At 74.6% G+C, this 4,449-nt stretch carries 3 protein-coding genes; all 3 read left to right on the top strand.

Going from position 1 to position 4,449, the window contains the following annotated elements:
• The first annotated feature begins 438 nt into the window (after positions 1–438).
• Complete coding sequence (locus ACRYR7_RS24525; protein WP_432574941.1) at positions 439–1,998, top strand: sugar transferase; 1,560 nt, start codon at positions 439–441, stop codon at positions 1,996–1,998.
• Between the two features lie 219 nt (positions 1,999–2,217).
• Positions 2,218–3,102 carry a phytanoyl-CoA dioxygenase family protein gene (locus ACRYR7_RS24530; RefSeq protein ID WP_432574942.1) on the top strand — a complete coding sequence of 295 codons (885 nt, stop codon included), beginning with the start codon at positions 2,218–2,220 and terminating at the stop codon, positions 3,100–3,102.
• A 109-nt stretch (positions 3,103–3,211) separates the two neighbouring features.
• Entirely contained in the window at positions 3,212–4,387 is a 1,176-nt protein-coding gene (locus ACRYR7_RS24535; RefSeq protein WP_432574943.1) for a glycosyltransferase family 2 protein, read from the top strand.
• The last annotated feature ends 62 nt before the right edge of the window (positions 4,388–4,449 follow it).

Here is a 4,449-nt window from a genome sequence, read left to right on the forward strand (position 1 = left end):
GGTTCCACCGGCGGGGGCCTCTTCGCGTTTCCGCCGGTGGAACCGGCCGCCTCCCACCGGTCCGGGCCGTCCCGGCGCACCACGGACCGCCCGGCGGCGCACCCCCTCCCCGGCACGCGGCCGCCGCCCGTGCCCTCGGCCCGCCACCGGCGGCGGGCGGTGGAGGACGTGCCCCGCAGGGCTTCCGCTCGGTGCCGCGAGACGGCCGGCCGGCCGGGCGGGAGCCCCGCTCAGCGGTGCGCGGAAGCGTCACTCTGCGCATTCCAGCCAGGCTTCATTGCTCTGCGTAAGAGGCTTGCGGAGAACGGGTGAGAAGCCGCTACAGTTCGTCGCGCCAGGTCACCCACACGTAGCAAGGCTTAGATCGCGACCGAGTGACTCGGCACCACACCGTCGTGGGAGTCCGGACCGGAAGAGCACCTCGACGGGGGGAGACGCATGGCCACGGAGGACCTCGGGACGTTGCCGAACCAGCAGCGGCGCGTCATCGACCGGCCCGTGCCCGCCTCGACCTCGGAGCGACCCTTCCTCCCCGGCCCGCGCCGACGGGTGACCGTCGGCGGTTCGCACCGCTCCTCGCGCCGCGCGGTGTGGCAGCGCGAGTACGTGCGCACCCTGGTCGCCACCGACGCGCTGGCGGCCCTGGTCGGGGCCCTGATGGGCTGGGTGGTGCGCTTCGGCGACGCCGCCCCGCACCTGGGCAGCACCAGCGGGCTGTCGGTGGCGTGGTTGATGGTGCTGCTGCCGCCGATCTGGGTCGCGGCCAACGGGCTGATGCGCGCCTACGAGCCGCGCTTCCTCGGGGTGGGCTCGGAGGAGTTCCAGCGGGTGCTCATGGCCGGCACCACCGTGGTGGCCCTGGTGGGCACGCTGTCCTGGGCGTTCGCGCTGGACGTGGCGCGCGGCTTCGTGGTGGTGGCGCTGCCGGTGGCCGGGCTGCTGACGGTGGCCGCTCGCCTGGGCGCGCGGCACTACCTGCACCGCCGCCGGGCGGCGGGGGAGTGCGTGCAGTCCACGCTGGTGGCCGGGCACCCGGCCTCGGTGGCCTCGCTGGTGCGCCAGGTGCGCCGCAACACCGACCACGGCCTGCGCATCGACGCGGCCTGCACCCCGGACGGGCTGGCCAGCGCGGAGCTGGAGGCGCTGGGGGTGCCGGTGGTGGGCTCGCTGGAGGACATCGCCGTGGTGGCGCGCCGCGAGGACGTGGACGTGGTGGCGACGCTGACGTGCCCCGAGCTGGACGGGCCGGTGCTGCGCCGGCTGGGCTGGCAGCTGGAGGACACCCGCGCGGACCTCGTGGTCGCCCCGGCGCTGACGGACGTGGTGGGCCCGCGCGTGGTGATCCGGCCGGTCTCGGGCCTGCCGCTGCTGCACGTGGAGCGCCCGGAGCTCCGCGGCCTGCGCCACCTGGGCAAGGCCCTGCTGGACCGCGGGTCGGCGGCGGCGGCGCTGCTCGCGCTCAGCCCGCTGTTCCTGGTGATCGCGGCCCTGATCCGGCTGGACTCCAAGGGCCCGGCGTTCTTCCTGCAGACGCGGGTGGGCCGCGACGGGCGGGAGTTCACGATGGTGAAGTTCCGCTCGATGGTCACCGACGCGGAGAAGCTGCTGATCGACCTGCGCGAGCAGTCCGAGGGCAACGGGCTGCTGTTCAAGATGAAGCGCGACCCGCGGATCACGCGGGTGGGCGGGTTCCTGCGGCGGTACTCGCTGGACGAGCTGCCGCAGCTGTTCAACGTGCTGAGCGGGTCGATGTCGCTGGTGGGTCCGCGCCCGCCGCTGCCGCGGGAGGTCGCCGAGTACGGTGACGACCTGCGCCGGCGGTTGCTGGTCAAGCCGGGTCTGACGGGGTTGTGGCAGGTCAGCGGTCGCAGCGACCTGGACCTGGACGAGTCCACGCGGCTGGACCTGCAGTACGTGGAGAACTGGTCGCCGGCGTTCGACGCGATGATCCTGGTCAAGACCGTGCAGGCGGTCCTGGGCGGACGGGGCGCGTACTGACCACGCCCCCGCCCGCGCACCACCCTCCGGGCCCTGCGCGCACGACCCCGTGCGCGCGCTCGGTGCGCCCCGGCCCCGCACCTGCGGGCACGCTCGGACCGACCCTCACCCCGTGGACATGGATGGAGACGCGGCATGGTCGCTGAAGCCCCGACGAAGAACTCGCTGAGTAACGACATTAGCACGATGCGTAAACTGCGTCGCGCCGCGGGACGGGCCGTGCGCAAGACGCGCTGCGAGAACCCGATCGTCTCCCGCTACGGGTTCAACCTCGTGCCCTCCCTGCGCTTCCGGCAGGACCGCCCCGACCTGCACGCCCCCTCCCGCCGCGTGGTGGACGACCTCGTGCGCGACGGCGTCACGATGGCCGACAGCCGCGAGCTCCTCGGCGCCGACGCGGACCTGTTCGACCGCATCGAGAGCCGGGTGCGCCTGCTGCAGGCCGAGCAGGCCGCCGACATCGCGCAGCGCCGCGAGGAGCTGGAGCGCGGCGCGGCCGGGCACCGGCCCAAGCCGTACCTCGTCGAGCTGCTCGGGCAGCGCCCCGCGATCGACCCGGCGGACCCGCTCGTGCAGTTCGCCATGCACGAGCAGGTCATGGGCATCGCCGAGGAGTACTTCCGCTGCAAGGTGCGCCTGCACGACGTCAACGTGTGGCAGAACCTCGCCACCGGCGCCCCGCCCTCGCGCTCGCAGAAGTGGCACCGCGACCTGCTCGAGGACGCCGACATCGTCAAGGCGTTCCTCTACGTCGACGACGTCCCGCAGGGCGCCGGCCCGCTGACGTACGTCAAGGGCACCAACACGCCCCAGGGCCGCAGGATCAAGCTGCCGGAGACCTGGGACGGCGTGGGTTTCCGCATCGAGGACGAGGCGATCGACCGGCGCTTCGGCGCCTCGAGCATGACGACCGCCGTCGGGCGCGCCGGGCAGGTCGCCTGGGCCGACACCCTCGGCCTGCACCGCGGCGGTCACGCCCAGACGGTGGACCGCCTGGTCGTCATGTACACGTTCTGCTCCGCGGCCTGCTGCCGCCCGCGCTCGCTGGTGCCGGCCCCCGGCGTCTCCCGCGACGACCTGCCGGCGGTGAGCCTGCGCCGGTGAACCCGCCGGTGAGCGGTCCGACCCGCGAGCACCACCCGTGAGCACCACCCGATCCTCGGCGAGAGCCGGCAAGGGGGACGCAGTGACCAAGCGCACGACAAGGAGCACCGTGGGGACCACCCCGCCGCACCGCCGCATCAGCTCGGCCGTGGCCGTCGGTTCGCTGGCCGCCGTCGCCTACACGCACGTCGGGTACCCCCTGGCAATGCGGTTCGCCGCCCGCCGCAGGGCCGGCGGGCCGCCTCCGCTGTCCATCGCGCCGCTGCCCACGGTGACCGTGGTGGTCCCCGCGTTCAACGAGCGGCGGTTCATCGGCCAGAAGATCGCCGACACCCTCGCGCAGGACTACCCCGCGGAACTGCTCGACGTGCTCGTGGTCGACGACGGCTCCGAGGACGGCACCGCCGACGTCGTGCGCGCGGCGGCGCAGGAGTTCCCGTGCGTGCGGCTCGTGCAGCAGGAGACGCGCGGCGGCAAGAGCTCGGCCCTGAACCGCGGCGTGCGCGAGGCCACAGGTGAGGTCGTGGTGTTCACCGACGCCAACGGCTCCCTGCTGCCCGGCTCCCTGCGCGCGGTCGTGGCCCCGTTCGAGGACCCGCGCACCGCGGTGGTCTCCGGGACCAAGAAGCCCGTCGGCTCCGGCGCCCACGGCGACGGGGAGTCCGCGTACTGGCGCCTGGAGAGCGGCCTGAAGGCCGCCGAGAGCGTCTTCGGGGTCGTCGTGGGCGCCGACGGCGGCATCTTCGCCGTGCGCCGCGAGGCCTACGAGCCCATCCCGCCGGGCGTGTACGCCGACGACTACTGGATCCCGCTGGCCGCCCTGGACCGCGGGTACCGGGTCGCCCACGCGCCCGACGCCTGCGCCGTCGAGGCCGTCTCCCTCACCAAGCGGGACGACTTCGAGCGCCGCGCGCGCATCTCGGCCGGCATCTGGCACGGCAGCCTCGCCAAGCTGAGCCTGGCCGACCCGCGCCGCGGGTGGGTCGCGCTGGCCTTCGTCTCGCACCGCTGCCTGCGCACCGGCGTCGTGCCGGTCCTGCTGCCCGTCCTGCTCGGCGCCTCCGGGCGCGCCGCCGCCCGGCACCCCGGGATGCGGGCCCTGTGGTGGGCCCAGGTCGCGTGCTGGGCCGCCGCCGCCGGCGGGGCGACCACCAACAGCAAGGCCCTGGCCATCCCGTACCAGTTCGCCCTGACCAACGTCGCCGCCCTGCGCGGTGGCTTCCGCCAGCTCTCCGGTCGCCAGACCGGCCTGTGGAAGCGGACCAGCCGGGGCCGCTGGACCTGAGCCGGCGGCGCGCCGCGGGCGCGCACCGCACGGGGGAGGGCCCGGGGATCCGCTGGATCCCC

Origin of the sequence: Kineococcus gurbantunggutensis, from assembly GCF_050871925.1 — a bacterium.
Taxonomy (GTDB): domain Bacteria; phylum Actinomycetota; class Actinomycetes; order Actinomycetales; family Kineococcaceae; genus Kineococcus.